Origin of the sequence: Salinivibrio siamensis (assembly GCF_001996005.1) — a bacterium.
In the GTDB taxonomy this organism is placed as follows: Bacteria; Pseudomonadota; Gammaproteobacteria; order Enterobacterales; family Vibrionaceae; genus Salinivibrio; species Salinivibrio siamensis.
Map to the genome: position 1 here is coordinate 153,558 of NZ_MUFB01000002.1, position 21,936 is coordinate 175,493.

Annotated in this window: 18 protein-coding genes; 11 read left to right on the forward strand and 7 right to left on the reverse strand. The window is 53.2% G+C overall.

The window, feature by feature from the left end; all coding sequences use genetic code 11:
• Nucleotides 1-27 precede the first annotated feature (27 nt).
• On the forward strand, nucleotides 28-927 hold the full coding sequence (gene metF, locus BZG73_RS02100; RefSeq protein WP_046074741.1) for a methylenetetrahydrofolate reductase: 900 nt from the start codon (nucleotides 28-30) through the stop codon (nucleotides 925-927).
• A gap of 60 nt (nucleotides 928-987) precedes the next feature.
• Here the strand turns inward: metF and BZG73_RS02105 are convergent, their stop codons facing one another.
• From BZG73_RS02105 to ppc, 3 genes are all read right to left on the reverse strand, one after another.
• On the reverse strand, nucleotides 988-1,536 hold the full coding sequence (locus BZG73_RS02105) for a PadR family transcriptional regulator (protein ID WP_046074742.1): 549 nt from the start codon (nucleotides 1,534-1,536) through the stop codon (nucleotides 988-990).
• A 64-nt stretch (nucleotides 1,537-1,600) separates the two neighbouring features.
• Nucleotides 1,601-2,878 carry an O-acetylhomoserine aminocarboxypropyltransferase/cysteine synthase family protein gene (locus BZG73_RS02110; RefSeq protein ID WP_077667441.1) on the reverse strand — a complete coding sequence of 426 codons (1,278 nt, stop codon included), beginning with the start codon at nucleotides 2,876-2,878 and terminating at the stop codon, nucleotides 1,601-1,603.
• Between the two features lie 184 nt (nucleotides 2,879-3,062).
• The gene (ppc, locus tag BZG73_RS02115; RefSeq protein WP_077667442.1) at nucleotides 3,063-5,696 is read right to left on the reverse strand and encodes a phosphoenolpyruvate carboxylase; all 2,634 of its coding nucleotides are present in this window, start codon (nucleotides 5,694-5,696) and stop codon (nucleotides 3,063-3,065) included.
• Nucleotides 5,697-6,225: 529 nt separating this feature from the next.
• Here ppc and argC point away from each other — a divergent pair.
• From argC to BZG73_RS02140, 5 genes are all read left to right on the forward strand, one after another.
• Complete coding sequence (gene argC, locus BZG73_RS02120) at nucleotides 6,226-7,236, forward strand: N-acetyl-gamma-glutamyl-phosphate reductase (RefSeq protein ID WP_077667443.1); 1,011 nt, start codon at nucleotides 6,226-6,228, stop codon at nucleotides 7,234-7,236.
• Between the two features lie 9 nt (nucleotides 7,237-7,245).
• Complete coding sequence (gene argB / locus BZG73_RS02125; protein WP_077578253.1) at nucleotides 7,246-8,025, forward strand: acetylglutamate kinase; 780 nt, start codon at nucleotides 7,246-7,248, stop codon at nucleotides 8,023-8,025.
• Between the two features lie 54 nt (nucleotides 8,026-8,079).
• Nucleotides 8,080-9,291, forward strand: a complete 1,212-nt coding sequence (locus tag BZG73_RS02130) for an argininosuccinate synthase (protein WP_077667444.1) — start codon at nucleotides 8,080-8,082, stop codon at nucleotides 9,289-9,291.
• Between the two features lie 35 nt (nucleotides 9,292-9,326).
• Nucleotides 9,327-11,207: an argininosuccinate lyase gene (gene argH, locus BZG73_RS02135; protein WP_077667445.1), complete on the forward strand. Its 1,881-nt coding sequence runs from the start codon at nucleotides 9,327-9,329 to the stop codon at nucleotides 11,205-11,207.
• A gap of 214 nt (nucleotides 11,208-11,421) precedes the next feature.
• Nucleotides 11,422-12,888 (forward strand): alkaline phosphatase, encoded by a 1,467-nt coding sequence (locus BZG73_RS02140; RefSeq protein ID WP_101494454.1) that lies wholly within the window; start codon nucleotides 11,422-11,424, stop codon nucleotides 12,886-12,888.
• Here BZG73_RS02140 and BZG73_RS02145 read toward each other — a convergent pair.
• From BZG73_RS02145 to BZG73_RS02155, 3 genes are all read right to left on the reverse strand, one after another.
• Nucleotides 12,885-13,157 (reverse strand): DUF3624 domain-containing protein, encoded by a 273-nt coding sequence (locus tag BZG73_RS02145; protein ID WP_046074750.1) that lies wholly within the window; start codon nucleotides 13,155-13,157, stop codon nucleotides 12,885-12,887. The genes BZG73_RS02140 and BZG73_RS02145 overlap by 4 nt on opposite strands.
• Before the next feature lie 161 nt (nucleotides 13,158-13,318).
• On the reverse strand, nucleotides 13,319-14,770 hold the full coding sequence (locus BZG73_RS02150; RefSeq protein WP_077662622.1) for a dihydrolipoyl dehydrogenase: 1,452 nt from the start codon (nucleotides 14,768-14,770) through the stop codon (nucleotides 13,319-13,321).
• 52 nt (nucleotides 14,771-14,822) lie between these two features.
• A complete protein-coding gene (locus BZG73_RS02155) occupies nucleotides 14,823-15,554 on the reverse strand; it encodes a glutathione peroxidase (RefSeq protein WP_077667447.1) in 732 nt (243 codons plus the stop codon).
• 150 nt (nucleotides 15,555-15,704) lie between these two features.
• Between BZG73_RS02155 and oxyR the strand changes: the two genes are divergently transcribed.
• Complete coding sequence (oxyR, locus tag BZG73_RS02160; RefSeq protein ID WP_077667448.1) at nucleotides 15,705-16,613, forward strand: DNA-binding transcriptional regulator OxyR; 909 nt, start codon at nucleotides 15,705-15,707, stop codon at nucleotides 16,611-16,613.
• An 86-nt stretch (nucleotides 16,614-16,699) separates the two neighbouring features.
• On the opposite strand, the gene BZG73_RS02165 is transcribed toward oxyR, so the two are convergent.
• Complete coding sequence (locus tag BZG73_RS02165; RefSeq protein WP_077667449.1) at nucleotides 16,700-19,192, reverse strand: penicillin-binding protein 1A; 2,493 nt, start codon at nucleotides 19,190-19,192, stop codon at nucleotides 16,700-16,702.
• 142 nt (nucleotides 19,193-19,334) lie between these two features.
• Between BZG73_RS02165 and pilM the strand changes: the two genes are divergently transcribed.
• The 4 genes from pilM to BZG73_RS02185 are packed head-to-tail and all read left to right on the forward strand — an operon-like array spanning nucleotide 19,335 to nucleotide 21,935.
• Nucleotides 19,335-20,249: a pilus assembly protein PilM gene (gene pilM / locus BZG73_RS02170; RefSeq protein ID WP_077606837.1), complete on the forward strand. Its 915-nt coding sequence runs from the start codon at nucleotides 19,335-19,337 to the stop codon at nucleotides 20,247-20,249.
• Nucleotides 20,240-20,818 carry a PilN domain-containing protein gene (locus BZG73_RS02175; protein WP_077667450.1) on the forward strand — a complete coding sequence of 193 codons (579 nt, stop codon included), beginning with the start codon at nucleotides 20,240-20,242 and terminating at the stop codon, nucleotides 20,816-20,818. The genes pilM and BZG73_RS02175 overlap by 10 nt, the downstream gene beginning before the upstream one ends.
• Nucleotides 20,815-21,426, forward strand: coding sequence for a type IV pilus inner membrane component PilO (locus BZG73_RS02180; protein WP_077606839.1), 612 nt, complete (start codon nucleotides 20,815-20,817; stop codon nucleotides 21,424-21,426). The genes BZG73_RS02175 and BZG73_RS02180 overlap by 4 nt, the downstream gene beginning before the upstream one ends.
• Nucleotides 21,423-21,935 carry a pilus assembly protein PilP gene (locus tag BZG73_RS02185; protein ID WP_077667451.1) on the forward strand — a complete coding sequence of 171 codons (513 nt, stop codon included), beginning with the start codon at nucleotides 21,423-21,425 and terminating at the stop codon, nucleotides 21,933-21,935. Before BZG73_RS02180 ends, BZG73_RS02185 begins: the two co-directional genes overlap by 4 nt.
• Nucleotide 21,936 lies beyond the last annotated feature (1 nt).

The following is a 21,936-nucleotide window of genomic DNA, read 5'->3' on the forward strand; positions in this document are numbered from 1 at the left end:
AGCGTCGTTCGGTGTCAGGGAGAGGATATGAGCTACACACACGCAGGCCACATTGATGCACTCAATCAGAACATTGCTGACTTAGATGGCGATATTAACGTCTCATTTGAGTTTTTTCCTCCCAGCACCCCAAGTATGGAAGAAACCCTCTGGAACTCAGTACATCGGTTAAAAGCACTCAAACCTAAGTTTATGTCGGTAACCTATGGCGCCAACTCCGGTGAGCGTGATCGCACCCATGACATCGTGAAAAGCATTCATGACCAGACTGGTATCGCGGCAGCACCCCATCTAACCTGCATTGATGCCACTGAAGATGAGCTCCGTCATATTGCCCGTGATTATTGGCAAAATGGCATCCGTGACATTGTGGCGTTGCGTGGCGACTTGCCATCGCCGGAGAAGAAGCCGGATATGTACGCGGTCGATTTAGTCCGTTTGCTCAAAGAAGAGCATGACTTTGATATCTCGGTTGCCGCTTACCCTGAGGTGCACCCAGAAGCGAAAAGCGCGCAGGCGGATTTGATTAACCTCAAGCGTAAAGTGGATGCTGGTGCTAGCCGGGCGATTACGCAGTTTTTCTTCGATGTCGAAAGCTATCTACGCTTTCGTGATCGCTGTGTTGCCGCCGGGATTGACGTGGAAATTGTCCCAGGGATTTTGCCCGTCTCTAACTTTAAGCAGGCGTCGCGCTTTGCCAAGATGACCAATGTGCGTGTGCCGCAGTGGATGCACAAACAGTATCAAGGGCTGGAGGATGATCCTGTCACGCGTCAGATGGTGGGCGCCTCTATTGCGCTTGATATGGTGCGAGTGCTAAGCCGTGAAGGCGTGAAAGATTTTCACTTTTATACCCTCAACCGTGCGGAATTAACCTATGCCCTGTGCCATACCTTAGGGGTTCGCCCGCTTGCGGTCACGCCTTAAAAAAATACGCCCCGGTTATGTCGGGGCGTATTAGGTTGCGTGTTGTGTTTGTTGTAGTGATTAAGCACTGGCGGCGAGCATAGTGAGCTCGTCGCGCACTTCCTGCGCCCATGCCATCCATGCACGACGTTGATGGATGCTGCGTCGCAGTGCGAGGCGCATTAAACGTTGTTGTGACGTGAGCAGAGTGACTTGGCCATATTCACGCTGTTCCAGTAGCGTATAGTGATTAAGCAGCTGCTGAGACTCGGCAATCAAGTTATTCACATGATCCAGCATGGGAGCTGGATCGAGTACATCACAACTGAGTAGTCTGGCGACATACTCGTCACGTGGTGGGGCTAACTTGGGTGTTTGAATAAACCACGCCTCAAGCATCTCAGTGCCGACAGGTGTGATGGCGTAGACCTTCCTATCGGGTTTACCGACTTGCGGCTCCAGGCGGTAGGTGACAGCACCTCGATCGGCGAGCTTATTGAGTTCACGATATACCTGTTGATGGCTGGCTTTCCACACATTGCTGATGGTGGTGGAAAACGCCTTGGTAATATCGTAACCCGTGGCCTCGCAGTTGCTTAGCACTGTCAGTATTACATGGGGGAGTGACATCTCTTATATCCACAGTTTTGTTTGTACAACGATTGTTTCCTGGCAGCGGCTAGCCTTCTTTGGGCTATTTCACCGTCGCCAAGGCTTGTTCCAAGTCGGCAATGATGTCATCGATATGCTCAATGCCGACACAAAGACGGATCATCTCTGGTGTGACGCCGGCCGCGGCCTGCTCCTGCTCGTTTAACTGACGATGAGTGGTCGAAGCAGGATGACAAGCCAGCGATTTAGCATCACCGATATTCACTAAACGTTTAAACAGATTAAGCGCATCATAAAATTTCACCCCTTCATCAAAGCCACCCTTTAAGCCGAATGACAGCAATGACGCGGGCAGCCCACCGCGTATCAGTGACTGGGCGCGGGTATAATGTGGGTGAGCGGACTGACCCGCGTAGTTCACCCACGCGACGGCGGGGTGTTGGGCAAGGTAATCGGCCACGGCTTTGGCGTTTTCGCAGTGGCGCTCCATCCGCAGACTTAAGGTTTCTAAGCCTTGCATCAACATAAAAGCATTCATCGGCGAGAGGGCTGCGCCACTGTTACGCAGCGGTACCGTACGTGCGCGGGCAATAAATGCGGCTGGGCCAAAGGTCTCACTGTAAACCACGCCGTGATAGGCCGGCTCCGGTTGTGAGAATTGCGGGAAGCGGGCTTGATGTGCCACCCAGTCAAAGGTACCGCCATCGACAATCATGCCGCCAAGGGTGGTGCCATGGCCGCCAATGTATTTAGTCAGCGAGTGCACCACGATATCGGCGCCATGCTCAATGGGTTTACACAAAACGGGCGTAGCCACGGTATTGTCGACCACCAAAGGGATACCATGCGCGTGTGCGATTTTGGCAAAACCCGGTATATCCGCGATATTGCCAGCAGGGTTGCCAATCGACTCGCAATACACCGCTTTGGTGTTGTCATCGATCAGCGCCTCAATCGCACTGGCGTCGTCACTCGCGGCAAAACGCACCTCGATGCCTTGCTCGGGGAGCATGTGGGCAAACAAGGTATAGGTGCCACCATAAAGCTGTGGCGTGGCGACGATGTTGTCACCGGCCTTGGCAAGTGTTTGAATCGCATAGGTGATGGCGGCTGCACCGGCACTGACGCAAAGCCCTGCTATACCCCCCTCTAATGCCGCCACCCGTTGTTCCAACACGTCGTTGGTCGGGTTCATGATCCGTGAGTAGATATTGCCTGGCACATCGAGGTTAAATAGATCAGCGCCGTGTTGGGCATTATCAAACTCGTAAGCGACGGTTTGATAGATAGGTGTCGCCACCGATTTGGTGGTGGGGTCGGTCTGGTAGCCGTGATGAATCGAGAGGGTTTCGTCTTTCATGGCAATTCCTTTGCGTTGTTGGGTCGCGTCAGTGCGACCTTCAATAGTAATAATATTATCAATGCAACAGCAAGCATTCGCTGACGCTTTAGCTAAAAAAAACGAGCAGCGGTTGCCGTGACACGACAAATCGATACGGAAACAAAAAAGCCGTACCCTGAGGTACGGCTTGGTACTCGGTGATTTAACCGGTATTACGTAGGCCGGCGGCAATCCCCGCGATGGAAATCATCAAGGCATCGTCGAGTGATTGGTCCGGATCCTCTTGCTGACGCGTGCGGTATAACAGTTCGGCTTGCAGCATGTTGAGCGGCTCGACATAAATATTACGTAAGCGAATCGCTTCAGCCCCCCACGGATTTTGCTCCATCAGGTTATCGCTGTTTTCCACCGCCAGCACCACCTGAATATCTTGGCGTAATTGCTCACGCAAGGATTCACCTAGCGGCCAGAGGCTTTCATCGACCAAGCGCTGATCATAGTACTTGGCAATGTCTAGGTTGGTTTTGGTAAACACCATTTCCAGCATCCCGAGACGGGTGGAGAAAAACGGCCATTCGCGGCACATTTCTTCCAGCTGGGCTTTGTGGCCCTTTGCAATGGCGTGATCGATCGCTTGTCCAGCCCCCAGCCAAGCCGGTAGCAATAAACGGTTTTGACTCCAGGCGAAAATCCAAGGAATCGCGCGCAAGCTTTCCACACCGCCGTTGGGGTTGCGTTTAGAAGGGCGCGACCCCAGTGGTAGTTTGCCTAATTCAAGCTCAGGGGTGGTGGAGCGGAAGTAAGGCACAAATTGCTCATGGCCGCGCACCACATCGCGGTAGGCTTGGCAGGAGATGTCACTCAAGGTGTCCATCAGCTGTCGCCATTCCTGCTTAGGCTCGGGCGGTGGCAGCAAGTTCGCTTCCAAAATCGCGCTGGTATACAGGTTTAAGCTGTTAACGGCGACACCAGGCAGCCCCAATTTAAAGCGGATCATCTCGCCTTGTTCGGTCACGCGTAGGCCACCTTTTAGGCTGCGAGGTGGCTGTGAGAGCAAGGCGGCGTGGGCAGGGGCACCTCCCCGGCCAACCGTCCCGCCACGGCCATGGAAAAGGGTGAGATTAACCCCTTGTTCATCACACAAATTGACCAAGGCTTCCATGGCGCGATATTGCGCCCAACCCGCGGACATGACTCCAGCATCTTTGGCGGAGTCCGAGTAACCGATCATCACCATTTGGAAGTTCTGGGTAAAGCCTCGGTACCAATCAATGGCCAGCAGCTCACCAATCACCGCCTCGGCATTGTTCAGATCGTCCAGGGTTTCGAATAATGGACACACATCCATGCGGAATGGACAGCCAGCTTCTTTTAGCAATAAATGCACGGCCAGCACGTCGGAAGCGGTGCGAGCCATCGAAATGACGTAGGCGCCCAAGGCTTCACGCGGCTGTTCGGCGATCACTCGGCAAGTGTCGATCACTTCTTGTACCTCAGGCGAGGGTGACCAATCACGTGGCAACAACGGACGCTTAGACGCCAGCTCGCGAGTCAGGAAGGCTTGCTTGTCTTGCTCGCTCCATTGGGCGTAATCGCCCATCCCCAAATAACGGGTTACTTCTGAGAGCACATCGGCATGGCGGGTACTTTCTTGGCGAATATCGAGCTTGATCAGGTGCACGCCAAAGCATTGCACGCAGCGAAGTAGGTCAAGCAACTTGCCGTCGGCAATAATGCCCATGCCACATTGATGGAGAGACTGGTAACACGCCAGTAATGGTTGCCACAATTGCTGGGTGTCGGTCAGGATACCTTGTGATGAGGCGCGTTCGCCTTTCAGTTTGGCATCCAAGTAGTTCAAGGTGTGGGTCAGCTGACTGCGCATGGTTTTGAGGATAGCGCGATACGGCTCGTGCGCCTCGCCGGCCATTTCACGCACTGTGTCATCACACTGTGTCATTGACAGTTCACTGATCAAATCCTGCACATCGCGCAAATACAAATCCGCTGCTTTCCAGCGTGATAACAGCATCACTTCACGGGTAACCTCGCTGGTAACATACGGGTTACCGTCGCGGTCGCCGCCCATCCAAGAGGAAATTTGTACCGGTTTGGCATCAATGGGTAAGTTGATATCGAGATGGCTTTCAAGCTGCTGATCAAATTGGCGTAAAAACGCCGGTACTGCTTGCCACAGTGAATTTTCAATCACCGCGAAGCCCCATTTGGCTTCATCAAGTGGGGTAGGTCGCTCTTGGCGGATCACATCGGTGTGCCATGCTTGTGCAATCAACTGCTCAAGACGTTTCTCTGTTTTGGCACGCTCTGCCGCCCCCAAATGTTCACTGAGCTCTAACTTCGATAAGCACTTATTAATCTGCACCAAGTTATGAATGGTGGTGCGGCGTGCGATTTCGGTCGGGTGAGCGGTCAGCACTAACTCAATTTTTAAATCGGCGATCGCTTGTTGCGCGTCATTGGCATCAATCTCACCTTGGCTGACACGGCGGAGTAAATCGTCGATAGCGTCCGGGCTGCACTCCAACGCGTCGCATTGACGCGAGACGGTGTGATATTGCTCGGCGATATTAGTCAGATTCAAAAATTGGCTAAAGGCGCGGGCGACCGGAAGCAGTTGGTCAGCCGGCAAGTTTTGCAGCACGGTTTTCAGCTTAGCATGATCGTCCTGATTGCCAGCGGCAGCCGATTTTGAGAGCTGACGAATTTCCTCAACTTTTTCTAAGAGTGCTGGACCATGGGCATCTTGGATGGTGTTACCCAGCAGACGGCCAAGCATACTGACATTGCTTTTTAAGGCAGAGTACTTTTCGTTCATAGCGTATCCATTCTGTAACAAAGTTACATCCTACTGTGACTGTAAAGAACCAATCTAGCGAATATTGCGCGATCGGGTCAACTTAACCGCAAATTAGCGCGAAAACTGGCCGCCGGATTTGATGCTTATCATAGAGCTACCCCAAAAGCTGAAAAAAAGTTTCAGCTTTCAGGTTTGCCATCCTCCCGAGGGCTTCTCCGCGCCCGCTATATCGCGACTTTCTCGTGAATCGCGATAGGGTGATTTGCATGATTAGATAGAATTATTGCTCTATTATGAATGAATAGACATAAAAAGTGACTTTTTACGCTTTTAGGGCTTGACGTCCAAACGGGAATACGATAAAAAATAACCATTCACTATTTATGAATAAAAATATTTTTGAGAGTTGACCCATGATGCCACTCGCCACCACATACAACGCCCTTTCTGCTCGACGACGCTAGCCTGCCTTGCGTGGCTATTGGCTACGCCCTCGATACTCTGCTGCCCCGCAGCACACCGTAAACACCCATAAAGAGAGACACCCATGACACGTAACACCATTATTGTCGGTGCCAGTGGCTACACAGGAGCCGAGCTTGTCGCCCTTGTCCATCGCCATCCGCAACTGCACTTGGCCGGTTTATATGTCTCGGCAGGCAGTGAAGACGCCAACCGCCCCGTGAGCGCGTTGCACGGCCAATTGCGTGGTGTAGTGGATATGCCACTGATGCCTTTGACCTCGCCACAGGATGTGGCCAAGCAAGCCGATGTAGTGTTTTTAGCCACTGCGCATGCGGTTAGTCATGAATTAGCGCCGATTTTTCTGGCTCAAGGTTGCGTGGTGTTTGATTTGTCGGGGGCGTATCGGGTCAATCAAGCGGATTTTTATCCTACCCATTACGGCTTTTCGCACCAGTCACCGGCATGGCTGGCGCAAGCTGTGTATGGCTTGGCGGAGTGGCAACAGGAAGCATTATCTGCAGCGCAGCTGGTCGCCGTGCCGGGATGTTACCCGACCGCCAGCCAATTAGCGCTCAAACCTGTGCTGGATGCAGGCTTGTTGGATAAACAAATGTGGCCGGTGATCAATGCCACCAGTGGCGTAACGGGCGCGGGGCGCAAAGCGAGCCTGACCAACAGTTTTTGCGAAGTGAGCTTGCATGCCTACGGGGTGTTTTCTCACCGTCATCAGCCAGAGATTGCTGCACACCTAGATACGCCGGTGATTTTCACCCCACACCTTGGCAGTTACAAACGCGGCATTCTTGCCACCATTACCGCCAAATTAGCGCCAGGTGCTAGTGAGGCCGAGGTGGGGCAGGTACTGAACCAGGCTTATCAGGATGCGCCGCTGGTACGGGTACTTCCTGCCGGTGAGGTGGCCAAGCTGCAAGCGGTGCAACATACCGGCTTTTGCGATATTGGCTATCAGGTCGCGGATGGGCATCTGATCCTTACCAGTGCGATCGATAACTTACTTAAAGGCGCGGCCAGCCAAGCCGTGCAGTGTTTAAACCTTAAGTTTGGCTTTGCCGAAACCACAGCGATTGTCTAGGAGAAACGGATGAAAACGCCATTAGTGATTAAATTAGGCGGCGCAGCACTGAGCTGCAGCGAGACCCTCGCCAAGGTTTTCGGCGCGATGAACACCTATCGCAGTGAGGCTGAGCGGCCGCTAGTGCTGGTGCACGGTGGCGGCTATTTGGTCGATGATCTACTTAAAAAGCTCAGTCTCACCAGTGTAAAAAAACAAGGCTTACGGGTCACGCCAGTCGACCAGATTGATTATGTCACCGGTGCCCTCGCCGGCACGGCCAATAAGCTGCTGTTAGCTGAGGCGCGTAAGGCGAAGATTAAAAGCTGCGGCTTGAGCTTGGCCGATGGTGGCTTGTGTCAGGTCAGCCAGCTGGACCCTGAACTGGGGGCAGTGGGGGAAGCCAGCGCCGGTGATCCGAGTCTGCTGCAAGCGGTACTGGCCGCGGATTGTGTTCCTATTATTAGCTCGATTGGCATCAGTGACCAAGGTGAGCTGATGAACGTCAATGCCGACCAAGCGGCGGTAGCGGTCGCAACCACTCTCGGGGCGGAGCTGGTATTGCTGTCGGATGTCAGCGGCGTATTAGACGGCAAAGGACACTTGCTGCCTTGCCTCACCGAGTTAGATGCGCAGCACTTAATGGAAAAAGGGGTGATCACCGATGGCATGGTGGTCAAGGTCAACGCGGCGTTTGCCGCTGCCCGTGAACTGGGTAAACCGGTTGAGATTGCCACCTGGCGTTACCCAGAAAAACTCACGCAATTATTCGATGGCCAGCAAATCGGCACCCGGTTTAGCGCCAGTTAATTAGACGTATAACGACGCGACGAAACCGTCGATTTAGGATTTAAGGAGAGCAAGATGAGTAAGGTAAATAAAGTTGTACTGGCCTATTCGGGTGGATTGGATACTTCGGCCATCATTCCATGGCTAAAAGAAAACTATGACTGTGAAGTGGTGGCCTTTGTCGCTGACGTGGGTCAAGGCGAACAAGAGCTCGAAGGCATTGAGCAAAAAGCACTTGCCTCGGGGGCATCACAGTGTTTTATCGCCGATCTGAAACACGAAATGGTGGCGGAGTATATTTACCCCAGCCTGAAAACCGGTGCGGTGTATGAAGGCAAGTATCTACTGGGCACCTCGATGGCACGTCCTATCATTGCCAAAGCGCAGGTCGAATGTGCCCTTGAGGTCGGGGCGGATGCACTTTGCCACGGCTGTACCGGCAAGGGGAACGATCAAGTCCGTTTTGAGAGCACATTCTCCGCGCTGGCGCCGCAACTGAAAGTGATTGCGCCGTGGCGGGAGTGGGATCTTACCAGTCGTGAAGCCTTGCTCGATTACTTGGCCGCCCGTGACATTCCTTGTACGGCGAGCCTTGAGAAAATTTATTCACGTGATGCCAATGCTTGGCACGTTTCTACCGAAGGTGGTGTCCTGGAAGATACTTGGACCGCGGCCAATCAAGATTGCTGGGTATGGACCGTCGCACCAGAAGAGGCGCCCAATACGCCCGAGTTTGTCACCTTGGGAGTACAAAGCGGGGAAGTGGTCTCGGTCGATGGTGAGTCCATGTCGCCTTATGACGTGCTGACGCTGCTGAACGACAAAGGCGCCCAACATGGTGTGGGACGGATTGATATTGTTGAGAACCGTTTGGTGGGGATGAAATCCCGCGGCTGCTATGAAACCCCGGGTGGCACCATCATCATGGAAGCGCTGCGTGGCGTTGAGCAATTGGTGCTGGATAAAGAGAGTTATCAGTTCCGTGAGGAGCTCGGTTTAAAAGCGTCTCACCTGATTTATGATGGGCGTTGGTTTACCCCGCTTTGCCAGTCGATTGTTGCCGCGGCCAATTCTCTTGCCGCGCCGGTAACGGGCGAGGTGGTGATCAAACTCTATAAAGGCCAAGCGACTGTAATCCAAAAGCGTTCAACCAATAGCCTGTACTCGGAAGACTTTGCCACCTTTGGTGATGACGATGTCTACGATCACAGCCATGCCGAAGGCTTTATCCGTTTGTATTCGCTGTCGAGCCGGATTCGGACGCTGAACAAACAAAAACAATCCTAATTAAAAAAGTATCGTGAGCAGTAAGGAGAGACAGCATGGCATTATGGGGCGGACGCTTTAGTCAGGCAGCAGACAAACGGTTTCAAGCGTTTAACGATTCACTGCGCTTTGACTATCGCTTAGCAGAGCAAGACATTGTGGGCTCCATTGCTTGGTCCAAAGCCTTGCGCTCGGTGGGCGTGCTGAGTGATGACGAGCAACAGCAATTGGAGCTCGCGCTCAATGAACTCAAGCTGTCGGTGATGGAAAACCCGAAGCAAATCTTACGCTCAGAGGCCGAAGACATTCACAGCTGGGTCGAGCAGCAACTGATCGACAAAGTCGGGGATTTGGGCAAAAAGCTGCACACCGGACGCTCGCGTAACGATCAGGTCGCCACGGATCTCAAGCTCTGGTGTCGCCAACAAGGCCAGCAAATCTTGCTATCTCTCGACAAGCTTCAGCAGCAGCTGGTGGATGTGGCCAGCCAACACCATGATACCGTGCTGCCCGGCTATACCCACTTGCAGCGTGCGCAGCCAGTGACCTTTGCCCATTGGTGTTTGGCCTATCTGGAGATGTTTGAGCGCGACACCACCCGCTTACAAGATGCGCTTAATCGTCTGGATGCCTGTCCGTTAGGATCTGGGGCGCTGGCAGGCACGGCGTATCCGATTGATCGCGATGCCTTGGCACAACAACTGGGCTTTGAACGGGCCACCCGTAACAGCCTTGACTCAGTCTCGGACCGTGATCATGTGATGGAGATGCTGTCTGCGGCGTCGATATCAATGCTGCATTTATCACGGATGGCCGAAGATATGATCTTCTATAACTCGGGCGAATCCGGGTTTATCGAGCTGGCCGATACGGTGACGTCAGGCTCCTCGCTGATGCCACAAAAGAAAAACCCCGATGCGCTAGAGCTTATCCGCGGTAAAACCGGCCGCGTCTATGGCACCTTGTCGGCGATGATGATGACGGTGAAAGCCTTGCCTCTGGCCTATAACAAGGATATGCAAGAAGATAAGGAAGGGCTCTTCGATGCCATGGACACTTGGCATGATTGCTTGGATATGGCCGCCTTGTGTTTTGAAGGTATCACCATTCACAAAGATAAAACCTTGCAGGCGGCGCAGCAAGGTCATGCCAACGCCACCGAGCTCGCGGATTATTTGGTGAGCAAAGGGATCCCGTTCCGTGAAGCACACCATATTGTGGGCGTGGCGGTGGTATCCGCCATTGAGCAAGGTTGTGCATTAGAAGCGCTGCCGCTTGCCACCTTGCAGCAATTCTCACCAGTGATTGAAGACGATGTGTATGCGATGCTCACGATCGAATCTTGCTTGGCCCAACGTCGGGCGCTGGGTGGGGTAGCGCCTGAACAGGTCAGCTTTGCCATTCAAGAGGCGCAAAAGCGTTTAGATAAGCGCTTTACCCCCAAAGTCACGGTGCGCTCGGCAAGGCTCACCGACCTCGATACCATCGAAGGCATGGTGGTGTATTGGGCGAAATTGGGGGAGAACTTACCTCGTGATCGCCATGAATTGGTGCGTAATATCGGCCTATTTGCGGTATCCGAGCACCAAGGGGATCTCACCGGCTGCGGCTCGCTCTATATTTACGACTCAGGGCTGGCAGAAATTCGTTCTTTAGGCATCGAGGCTGGCTGGCAGCGCCAAGGTCACGGTACGGCGCTGATGATGCACTTGATTAAAAAAGCCAAGCAAATGGCGATTGAGCAAGTCTTTGTCCTCACCCGGGTGCCCGAGTTTTTCACTCAATTAGGCTTTACCCCGGTATCGAAATCGCAACTGCCTGAGAAAGTGATGAAAGATTGTGAAATCTGTCCGCGCTTCCACGCCTGTGACGAAGTGGCACTGACCTATAACATTGCCGGGCCAGCCACGATCTCGACCTTCTCTACGCTGGAGTAGGGTGACATCGTCTATTGCCTGACGATATCAGCGTCGTCGTTATCTCTCCTTAAGGCTGCGTGCTGACTAAGTCGCAGCTTTTTTGTGTCCTCGTCATAAAAAATTCATCAAAATTAGCTGCTTACAAATTGTTACATTGTACGGTTTGTCACAGAAGCGTCACGCGCAATGACCATCATGCCCGCGTTTTCTCGTTAATAATGGAGATTTTGTGGTGAAGACAATCCTTACGGCCGCGGTGGCCTCAGCCTTATTAGCGGCAACTGCACACGCAGCAGTGCCTCAACAAAACGATGTCTGGTACCAAGACGCGCAAGCCGCCTTGGCGGCCGCTAAAGCGAACCCACCTATTACGGGCAAAGCCAAAAACGTGATCCTCTTTGTCGGCGACGGCATGAGTGTGGGGACAATCACCGCGGCGCGGATTTATCAGGGGCAGCAGCAAGGACAAACCGGTGAGGAAAACCGCCTTGGCATGGAAAGCCTGCCGCATGTTGCACTAGCAAAAACCTATAATACCGACATGCAAACCCCTGACTCGGCCGGGACCGCGACGGCGATGGTCACTGGGGTGAAAACCAAAGCCGGGATCATCAGTGTTGACGATAACGTTCAGCGTGGTTTTTGCAGCACCGCAAAAGGTAACGAAGCGAAAACCCTATTTGAAATGGCGGGCGAGAAGGGCAAAGCATTAGGATTAATCTCAACCGCCCGTTTAACCCACGCCACCCCGGCCACCACCTACGCGCACAGTGCGGATCGCAATTGGGAGAACGATAGCAAGTTACCCAACATTGCCAAAAACCAAGGCTGTACTGATATAGCTAGCCAATTTGTCGACTTTGATGCTGGGGAGGGTTTTCAGGTGGCGTTCGGCGGTGGACGGCGTGAATTTATTCCTGCCGATAGCGTCGATCCTGAGGGCAAAAAGGGCAAGCGTAAAGATGGACGCAACCTGATTGAGGCATGGCAAACCCGTCACCCTGATGGTCAATACATTTTCGATAAATCCGGTTTTGATGCCATCGATCCTGCGACCACCTCACGCGTGTTTGGTTTGTTTGAAAGCAGCCACATGAAATATGAAGCGGATCGCCGTGAAAGCCAAGATGAGCCGTCATTGGCGGAAATGACCAGCAAGGCGATTGATATGCTCAGCCGCAACCAGGACGGCTATGTGATGATGGTGGAAGCCGGACGTATCGACCATGCTCACCATGCGGGTAACGCTGCGCGAGCGTTAGAAGATACGCTGGCTTACGACGATGCCATCAAAGTGGCCTTAGAGAAAACCAACTCAGAAGACACCCTGATTATTGTCACCGCCGATCATGCCCACACCATGGTGATGAACGGTTATGCGGAGCGGGGCAATCCTATTCTCGGCTTGTCACGTCAAAAAGGGCGCTTGAATCAGGATGATTTTGGTAAAACCTATACCACGATTACTTATGGCAACGGCCCGGGTGCGGTGAAAGGTGAGCGTGAAAACTTGCAAGAAGGGCAGGTGCGTAAGCTGGATTACAAACAGCAATCCTTGATTAAGCTCGGTTCGGAAACCCACTCCGGTGAAGATGTGGCCATCATGGCGCGTGGTCCAATGGCGTGGTTGTTCCAAGGGGCCGTGGAGCAAAACTACATTTTCCACGTGATTAACGAAGCCACGGATCTGGCTGATTAATCGTCTGGTGTGTCTGATGACCCGCGCTCCGGCGCGGGTTTTTTATTGCGCCGAAACGGATAAATCACCACATGCAGGGTGAGTAGCACACTGGCACTGCCGGCGGCGAATAACAATGCAATTGACTCCACTTGCCGTGGCGTGTCGGCATAGCCCCACCACCAGAGTGGCCAAAGTAGCGCGCACATGGCGGCCAGTTGTTTCATACAACGGGTACAGCGTCCCAGTTTTTGTTGCCAAATCGCGGACTGACAGTATTTGCAAGCCATGCGGTGTCTCTTGGTCGGTAATGGCGATAGCTTATTGTGGCGCAGTGGGCCGCCGGATACAAAAAAGCCCTCCAACGAGGAGGGCAAAAGGTAAGCAAGTGCTTGGGGAAGCAACAGGCAGCGCCTGTAAAGCGCCGATCGTCGGCGAAAAGAGCAGTGGATTAGCAGCCTGGGCCGCAGTCCATGCAGTGTTTGATCATTTCAGGGCCGAGTTTGAGCTTGGCATTCACATCTCGCAGCGCGGTACGTACCCCTTCTTCAATCACAGGGTGATAGAAGGGCATATCTAACATTTGCGAAATGGTCATTTGGTTTTGATGTGCCCATGCTAACAAGTGGGCCAAGTGTTCGGCGTTCGGTCCTATCATTTCGGCGCCAAGGAAACGGCCTGTGCCTTGTTCGGCATAAACGTGCAACAAGCCTTTGTTGCGTAGCATCACCCGTGAGCGGCCTTGATTTTCAAACGACACCACGCCGGTTTCGAAGCAGCCACAGGGGCCGAGACGGTCGGTAATCGCTTTGTAGCTTTCGCCCACCATTGCGATTTGTGGGTCGGAGAAGACTGCGGAGAGCTTGCTGCGGCGCAATCCGGCACGGATATCTTTGCCGCGTCCGGCGTTGTCACCGGCGATACGCGCTTGGTCAGCCGCTTCGTGCAGCAACGGAATTTGGTTACTGGCGTCACCGGCAATAAAAATGTGCGGTGCCGTGGTTTGCAAGGTGTAGCTATCGGCAACCGGCACGCCGCGGGCATCCACTTTGATGCTGGTCGCATCGAGGTTTAGCTTGTCGACATTGGGGCGACGACCGGTGGCGGCAACTACATAGTCGACCCAGCGCAGTTGGCTTTCGCCCTCTTTATCACGATAACGGATTTGCACCTTATCGCCTTCACGCACCATCTCTTCCACCTTGGCATCGGCGTCGAGATAAAACTCCTCACTGAAGGTTTTATCCGCATAGGCCATGATGTCCGGATCGGTCAGCGGGCCTACTTGGCCGCCGACGCCAAACATGGTCATCTCGACCCCGAGGCGATGCAGCGCTTGTCCGAGCTCAAGGCCAATCACGCCTGGGCCAAATACCGCAACCGAGTCAGGCAGATCGTCCCATTCAAAAATATCATCATTGACCACTAAACGATCGCCAAGGTGATCCCAAGCAGACGGCCAGCTTGGGCGCGAACCTGTCGCGATCACGATGCGATCAGCGTGTATAGTGGTGTGATCGTCGACCATTAAGGTGTGATCATCCACAAAGCGCGCATAGCCATCAATTTTGTCTTGAGCGGGAATGTCATCGACACTTTCCAGTACAAAGCCGACAAAACGGTCACGCTCGCGTTTCACCCGATCCATCACCTCACGGCCATTAATTTCCGTGGTGCCGCCGGGGTACACACCGAAGCCGGGCGCTTTGTCGATATGATGCGCCGCTTCAGCCGCCGCAATTAACAGTTTGGAAGGCATGCAGCCAACTCGCGCACACGTGGTGCCATAGGGACCGCCTTCAATCATCACCACGTTATCCGTATGTGCTTTGGCTGCGCGATAAGCACCGAGTCCGGCAGTTCCGCCACCAATCACAGCCACATCAACCGTTAATGTTTTCATTGCTTTCTCCTGGGAAAATAACGGGCGGCAAAGAGGCCGCCCAAACAGCGGATTACTGATTTAGATAGGTGTCGAGCTCTTCACTGCCACCGATATGACGGCCACCGATAAATACTTGTGGCACGGTGGCGCGACCGCTCACCGCACGCAGAGAAACCGTGGTGGCGTCTTTACCGAGGATGATTTCTTCAAACTGAAGGCCTGCGTCGATCAGGGCTTGTTTGGCCTTGGCACAGAATGGGCAGCCTGGCTTACTAAACACGGTGATCGAGTCTTGCAGTTTGTGCTCAGGGGCGATGTAGCCCAGCATGGTGTCGGCATCAGAGACCTTGAACGGGTCGCCTGGTTCGTTAGGCTCGATAAACATTTTCTCGACCACGCCGTTTTTCACCAGCATGCTGTAGCGCCATGAGCGTTTGCCAAAGCCAAGATCGTTTTTGTCGACCAGCATGTCCATGCCATCAGTGAACTCACCATTGCCGTCAGGCAGGACATGAATGTTGTCAGCGTCTTGGTCGGCTTTCCATGCATTCATCACAAAGGTATCGTTGACGGACACACAGACAATGTCATCGACGCCGTACTGTTGGAACACCGGATACAGCTCGTTATAGCGTGGCAGGTGCGAGGATGAACAGGTTGGGGTAAATGCACCTGGCAAGCTGAATACAATCACGGTTTTGTTGGCAAAAATGTCATCGGTGGTGACGTCTTTCCATTGATCGCCTTCGCGAGTACGGAAAGTAACTTGTGGTACTGGCTGACCTTCTTTTGTTGCTGTCATGGTGATGTCCTTTTTATTCAAGTATTGATTCAAGTGAATGGGCGAGTGCTTCGCCGCGTTTTGATGGGATCAGTATTACCGATTGCAATTGATAGCTCTAATCGCTTAATGCTATGGTTTTGATAGTTATCCTCTATAGAAGAGACAAAGATGAACATTCGTGACTTGGAGTACTTGGTCGCCTTGGCCGAACATCGACATTTTCGTAAAGCGGCCGAAGCCTGCTTTGTTAGCCAGCCGACCTTAAGCGGGCAAATTCGCAAGTTGGAAGATGAGCTGGGTGTGAGTTTGTTAGAGCGAACCAGCCGTCGTGTGTTGTTCACCGATGCCGGTATGAGGTTAGTACAACAGGCACGTAACGTCTTGCGGGAAGTCACAATTTTGACCGAATTGGCCAGTGAGCAAGGGGAAAGTATGACCGGCCCTTTGCATATCGGTCTGATCCCTACGGTCGGGCCTTACCTGCTGCCTAAAATCATCCCGCTACTGCGTGATCGTTTCCCTGAGCTGGAGCTGTTTATTCACGAAGGACAGACGCAGCAGTTAGTGCAGCAACTGGAAGAGGGCAAACTCGATTGCATCATTTTGGCCTCTGTAGAAGAAACCCAGCATTTAAAAGAGCTCCCACTTTACAGTGAGCCGATGTTGCTTGCGGTTAATGAAAAGCATCGCCTCGCCGATTGTGCCGAGGTGGCGTTAGATGTATTGCAAGGCGAAACCTTGTTAATGCTCGGCGATGGCCATTGCTTACGTGACCAAGCGATGGGTTTTTGCTTTAAAGTGGGCGCGCGCGAAGATCAGCGCTTTCGTGCCACTAGCTTAGAGACCTTGCGCAACATGGTTGCGGCGGGGAGTGGAATCACCTTGTTGCCTCAATTGTCCGTGCCTGCTGATAAGCGAGATGGTGTGGTGTATATTCCGACGACCTCGCCGACGCCGTCGCGACAAATCACCCTCGACTACCGTCCTGGCTCGCCATTACGTGGCCGTTATGAGCAGTTGGCTGATGCCATCCATGAACAAATGACGGCCGTGATGAATGATCGGGCTCGCCACTAGTGTGTCGTGTGACGCGTAGATAAAAAGACGCCCGCATCGTGATGCGGGCGTCTTGATATTACGCGGCTATTGACGATGTAACAGAGTTAGAACAGCGACTCTGTGCCTGACTCATAAATGTTGCCATCTGATTGCGATGACACATACTCGGTTGGCTCGGTGCCTTTTATAAAGTACTCGAACATCGAAGTATGATCGGTTTTTCTGGTTAACAGCCCTGTTTCGCGGTCAATGCGCACTTTGACGATCCCCGGTGGCACGGTTTTATTCTGCTCAGGTACGTCCGCGAGTGCATGCTGCATAAAATCAATCCATGCTGGCTCCGCCGTTTTGGCCCCCGACTCCGCGCCGCGGATAGGCTGACGCTCGTCGCCTAAGTTTGCATTACGGGTCGTGCGACCCAGTTTACGGGAGTGATCATCAAAGCCCACCCACACAGTGGTCACAATCCCTGGGCCATAGCCGGTGTACCAGGTATCTTTGGAGTCATTGGTGGTCCCCGTTTTTCCGCCGATATCGCGTCGCTTGAGCGCTTGTGCGCGCCAGCCCGTACCATTCCAGCCTGTCCCGTAGCGCCAATCACCGCCACCCCAGATATTGCTTTGCATCATTTCGCGTACCAAAAATGCATTTTGCTCATCAATGACTTGTTTGGCATGACGCTGTGTGGTGGTGTCGTTGTTCTCTAGCAAATTCTGCTCATTAAACGGATCGGCCTGTTCTGCTTTTTGTTCGCAGTTATCACAAATGATGGGTGGATTGGCGCGATATATTTCCTCGCCAAAGGGGGTTTCGACCCGATCAATGATAAAGGGCTCCATAAAATAGCCGCCATTGGCAAACACGCTAAAGCCCTGTGCCATTTCAACCGGCGTCAAGCTTCCCGCACCAAGCGCAATGGCTTCTGCACGCGGTAAATCATCTCGTTTAAAGCCAAAGCGGGTGAGGTAATCGAGAGCGTCATCCAATCCCACCCGACGCAGGACACGTACGGCCATCACGTTTTTCGACTGTGCCAGACCCAGTCGCGCCCGCAGTGGCCCTTCATAACGTGGTGGCGAGTTTTTCGGTCGCCATGCCACGCCTTGACTGCGATCCCAGCGATTAATGGGGGCGTCGTTAATCAGGGTGGCGAGTGTCATGCCCTCATTCACTGCCGCGGAATAAATAAACGGCTTGATGCTCGAGCCCACCTGACGTACTGACTGTGTGGCACGGTTAAATTTGCTATGGACAAAATTAAATCCGCCCACCAGTGCTTTGATTGCTCCGGTTGAGGGGGACATGGAAACCAGTGCGGTATTGGTCGTCGGGACTTGGGCTAAATGCCAGCTGTTACCCACTTGGCGAATAAACACTTGTTGGCCACTGGCAAGGAATTCATCGGCGCGTTGAGGGGCCGGACCTTGACGGCTATCGGTGATATAAGGGCGCGCCCAGTCAAGTCCCTCCCAAGGCAGTTCGATTTCACGGCCATTGGGTCCGACAACCTGCGCCGATTTAGCTTGGACATCAATCACGACGGCGGGCTCTAGCGGGCCGTAGCTGGGTTGCTTGGCCAAGTGATCAACGATGCGCTGGTGTTGCCAACGTTGGCTAGGGGCTTGCCATAGCGTGGCAACTGGCCCACGGAACCCATGGCGACGGTCGTAGGCGAGAACGTTTTCTACTGCCGCCTCATTTGCGGCGCGTTGCATATCGGCATCGACGCTGGTGAAAATACGCACACCCGAGGTATAAGCGTCTTCGCCAAACTGCTCAACGGCCCATGCGCGTGCCATTTCTGCTACATAAGGTGCGGACAGTTCAATTTCAGCCCCATGATAGCGGGCTACGATCGGCTCGTTCTTCGCTTGTTGATACTCGGCGTTGGAAATATATCCCTCTTTAAGCATGCGCCCCAGCACCACATTCCGGCGATCGGTGGCGCGCGACAGCGAATACAACGGGTTCATGGTGGAGGGCGCTTTGGGTAATCCGACAATCACCGCCATCTCACTCAAGGTGAGTTGATCGAGGGTTTTGCCAAAGTACACCTGGGCAGCTGCGCCAACCCCGTATGCACGATAGCCTAAGAATACTTTGTTGAAATAGAGTTCAAGGATCTCTTCTTTGTTCAACAGCTGTTCGATATGCACGGCGATAAAAATTTCTTTTATCTTGCGCATAATGCGTTTTTCGTTAGAGAGGAAGAAGTTCCTTGCCAGCTGCTGCGTGATAGTACTGGCCCCTTGCTTGGCCGTACCTGACATCGCCACCACCACCGCGGCGCGGACAATGCCGATAGGGTCAATCCCTGGATGTTGATAAAAGCGACTGTCTTCTGTGGCAATCAATGCATCAATCATGGGCTGAGGGATGTCCTCGAGCATGACCGGGATGCGACGCTTTTCACCGAACTGGGAGATCAACTCACCATCGGCGCTATAGACCTGCATCGGAGTCTGCAGTTCGACACTTTTTAGTGTCGCTACATCGGGGAGGTCAGGTTTTACATACAGGTAAAACCCAAAGATTGTAGTGACTCCAAGCACTGTGCAAACCAGTGCAAAGATAAGCAAACGCTTTATGAACTTCACCTGAGATTTCCCGTTCTGTTGCCGTTGAGCCGTTCAATAATCATACGTGAGTAGTATAAAGGCACCAGCATTAAAAATAACCCGTGATGAGGCCAGTTTTGTAAATACTGACTTCACGCTGACGTTGGGAGCCTAACACGAAATGATGCGAAGTTCGGCAGTTTTAGGTATCGATATCGGCCGAGATATCATTCACGCCATAGTGGTTCGTGCACATCGACAAGGTATTCAGGTGGCAGGCCATCATCGGGTACCGTATCGCGCGACTGACGATCTCTGTGTCCCGCTTACCGAGATAAAAAAACGATTACTCGCGTGTTTACCTTGGTATCAGCGTCTACACATCTCTGTGGTGGTGGGGGTCGATGAAGAGGCTGTGATCACCAAGCAAATGACGGCGCCACTGATTGACGACGAGATTGAGCAAGAAGCTTTGATCGGCCAAAAGCTGAGTGCCGCCCTCAATATGGACATGGATACATTATATTACGACTTTGCGGTTATGAGCGGCGTGACTGTTCAGCCGGGACAAGTCTGTTATCAAGTGGTGGCATGCCGGCGTCATGCGCTCACTCCGGCCCTAGACGCGCTCAAGCGGGTCGGGTTATCGCCTACGGTGGCAGACATCAACAGCCAAGCGTTAGTCGGCGTTTATCAAGCACTCCGCCCTGTTGCGCAGGCGAACCACTGGCCATTGTGGCTGCACTATCACAGCGGCTTGCTGACTGCGATTCGTCTTTATCCTGATGGGCAAGTTTATCAGCATCGCTGCCGTTTGGGGGAGGGAGAGCGCTATGAACACCGCGAGTCAGCGGCCAACGCCTTGGTGCAGCAGCACTTTGATCAGGCTTGTCATCGAGCGCGTGAGCATAATCGACTCTTGCCCCTGAGCACGGTTTGGATTAGCGGCGCTTGGCCGGCCACGCTAGCGTCTGAGCACCTTACCATCACGCGATTCAATCCAGTGGCGATGTTGGATCAAACGGCGCCGAACATCAGCGATGATGCGTCTATTGCCTTGGGGTTAGCGCTGCGGGGAGAATATTCATGCGTATAAATCTACTCCCTTGGCGAGAAAAAGCGCGCCGCGCGCAGCGTCAAACGTTTATGGTCCATAGTGGTTTGGTACTGCTGGGTGTGGTGTTAATGGTCAGTGCCGTGAACGCGGTCCAGCAGCACTGGCTGACTGAGCAGCAGGCACGCAATCAACGCTTAACCGCAGGGGTGAACGATTTTCGTGCCACCTTACAAGCTTTTAAGCGCGAAGATAAAAAGCGTGAAGCGCTACAATCGCGCTTACAACTGGTCAACGCGTTACAGCAACAGCGCAATAATGTCACCGCATTGCTGAATTTCATTCCAACCGTGATGCCTGAAGGGGCGTATTTAAGTCGTTTGGCGCAGCAACGGGGGCGTGTCACGGTCGAAGGCTGGGTCACATCCAATGCGGAGATGGCAAGTTTATTGGCAGCGTTAGAGCAAAGTGCGTTGGCCACCGACGTTGATATTGACACTGTGATCACCGAATCAGGATCGCAACGCGCCAACAAACGCTTCACTTTAAGCTTTCGTTTGACCGACTACGTCACACCGCAGTTACCCAAGCCCCAAGGCGTGCAGTCATGATTAGCGCTTTTGCATGGGATTGGCAAAAACTCCCCAGTGCGCCACTCGCCACCCGCGCTATCGTTTGGGCGGTGGGCGCGATTGCGCTATCGATGCTCGCAGCCCTGATGATTTTGTTGCCCAACCAAGAGGCGTTGGAGGCAGCGACTCAGCGCGAAGCACAACTCAAAGCCGAGTATCGGTTGTTGGCCAATCGCGTCGCCGCTCTGCCCGATGTGGAGGCACAAATGCGCGCGTTAAATCAGCAATATGCCACCTTGATTGCCCAACTGCCGGAAGAAGAAGAGCTTTCGGGATTACTCGCCGGGGTTAATGAAGTTGGGATCCGTCATCAGTTAGGTTTCAACACACTGAAGTGGCAGCCAAGAAAGCATGGTAGTTGGCTCGATGCGATCCCGATGACGGTTGTCTTGACCGGGGATTATGCCTCTATTGGTGCATTTAGCGCGGATATTGCCGCCATGACTCGCTTGGTGTCGCTGCAAGATTTTGTCTTAACCCGTACTGAGGACGATGACATTCATGCGCCCTTGCTGCTGTCGGTGTCGGCGACCACATATCGCTATACCGGTGAAGGTATTGCCACTGATAAGGAGTTCGTACAGTGAAGCGTCTTTTGGTGTTGTTATTTGGGTTGAGCTTGGTGGGCTGTGATAGATACCACAGTGATATCGAACAGTTTATGCAACAAACTCAAGCCAGTGCGCAAGTCAATGCGACCCGCATCCCCCCTTCGCCGAATTACCAATCGATAGCCTTTATCACCGATCAGCGGGATCCCTTTGTGCTACCCGCAATCAATGTTGGTGGGCAGGCTTCAACGGGCGACTGTTGGCAGCCCAATTTACAACGGCCTTTAGAGCCGCTTGAGCAATTTCCACTGGCAAGCCTTGCCATGAAAGGCAGCTTAACCAAAGGCGCACAGCAACAAGCCTTAATTGCCCGTCCTGATGGCACCATCAATCAAGTCAGTGAAGGTGCGCATTTAGGCGAAAACCGTGGCCGTGTAGTGGCCGTGAATGCAAATCAGATCGCGATTGAAGAAGCCCTGCCGGATGGGTTGGGGTGTTGGCAGCTTCGCACTGTCACCTTGTCGATGGAAGCAACTTTGCCGTAGT

Coding starts and splice junctions, on each gene's coding strand:
- pilM (WP_077606837.1), top strand. CDS start 19,335: ATGATGCGAAGTTCGGCAGTTTTAGGTATCGATATCGGCCGAGATATC.
- argH (WP_077667445.1), top strand. CDS start 9,327: ATGGCATTATGGGGCGGACGCTTTAGTCAGGCAGCAGACAAACGGTTT.
- BZG73_RS02155 (WP_077667447.1), bottom strand. CDS start 15,554: ATGACAGCAACAAAAGAAGGTCAGCCAGTACCACAAGTTACTTTCCGT.
- BZG73_RS02175 (WP_077667450.1), top strand. CDS start 20,240: ATGCGTATAAATCTACTCCCTTGGCGAGAAAAAGCGCGCCGCGCGCAG.
- argB (WP_077578253.1), top strand. CDS start 7,246: ATGAAAACGCCATTAGTGATTAAATTAGGCGGCGCAGCACTGAGCTGC.
- BZG73_RS02145 (WP_046074750.1), bottom strand. CDS start 13,157: ATGGCTTGCAAATACTGTCAGTCCGCGATTTGGCAACAAAAACTGGGA.
- metF (WP_046074741.1), top strand. CDS start 28: ATGAGCTACACACACGCAGGCCACATTGATGCACTCAATCAGAACATT.
- argC (WP_077667443.1), top strand. CDS start 6,226: ATGACACGTAACACCATTATTGTCGGTGCCAGTGGCTACACAGGAGCC.
- BZG73_RS02110 (WP_077667441.1), bottom strand. CDS start 2,878: ATGAAAGACGAAACCCTCTCGATTCATCACGGCTACCAGACCGACCCC.
- BZG73_RS02150 (WP_077662622.1), bottom strand. CDS start 14,770: ATGAAAACATTAACGGTTGATGTGGCTGTGATTGGTGGCGGAACTGCC.
- BZG73_RS02130 (WP_077667444.1), top strand. CDS start 8,080: ATGAGTAAGGTAAATAAAGTTGTACTGGCCTATTCGGGTGGATTGGAT.
- BZG73_RS02180 (WP_077606839.1), top strand. CDS start 20,815: ATGATTAGCGCTTTTGCATGGGATTGGCAAAAACTCCCCAGTGCGCCA.
- ppc (WP_077667442.1), bottom strand. CDS start 5,696: ATGAACGAAAAGTACTCTGCCTTAAAAAGCAATGTCAGTATGCTTGGC.
- oxyR (WP_077667448.1), top strand. CDS start 15,705: ATGAACATTCGTGACTTGGAGTACTTGGTCGCCTTGGCCGAACATCGA.
- BZG73_RS02105 (WP_046074742.1), bottom strand. CDS start 1,536: ATGTCACTCCCCCATGTAATACTGACAGTGCTAAGCAACTGCGAGGCC.